The organism is Bacteroides sp. AF39-16AC (assembly GCF_003602735.1).
Lineage (GTDB): Bacteria > Bacteroidota > Bacteroidia > Bacteroidales > Bacteroidaceae > Bacteroides > Bacteroides uniformis.
Genome location: NZ_QTLN01000069.1, coordinates 1,019 through 1,645 on the forward strand (window position 1 = coordinate 1,019; position 627 = coordinate 1,645).

Consider the following 627-nt stretch of genomic DNA (forward strand, 5'->3'; position numbering starts at 1 on the left):
TTTTCTTAATCCCTCCTTCCTTATTGTTGTGTGCCGTAAAAAAAAGGCTCATAAACTCAGATGGGGCATGAAAGCTCAAAAAAAAAGTCGGCAGAAAGAAAAGGCCATCCCGGAAAGGGGTTTTAAAAAAAGGTCTTTAAATCTAGCTGAAGCATAAAATTAGAAGTTTAACAAACTAAGTAGCAGAAGTATATGCAAATCATTCAATTTGTTTTTTCGGTCATCATCGCTCTTTGTGCAGTGGCTATGTTTGTCGGAGCGGTAATAACGCCAAGTCCGATAAAGGTTGTGTCGGTTACGTTGTTGGCTCTTATTTGCCTATTCTCCTTGTTTCTCGTGAAATTGGCTTATTGTGAAATGAAATCTAAAAATGATATACTATGAAAGTGTCAGAACAATTTAAAAGTACCATCAAGGCATACCTTGATAATATGGCAGCGGTGGATAGTCTGTTTGCTCCAGTCTATCAAAAACCTACAAAGAATATAGATAATTGCATTACCTATATTTTAAACCAAGTGAAGAAAAGCGGTTGCTGTGGTTTTAGTGATGATGAAATTTTTGGTATGGCGTTGCACTATTATCCCAATTAGATTATTATCCAAAGTCGCATACAAATAGTGTTGA

1 pseudogene is annotated in these 627 nt (G+C 36.0%); it reads left to right on the top strand.

Annotated features, from left to right (window positions below):
* Positions 1–380: 380 nt before the first annotated feature.
* Positions 381–584, top strand: a pseudogene (locus DW039_RS20700) (PcfK-like family protein); the annotation flags it as partial.
* Positions 585–627 lie beyond the last annotated feature (43 nt).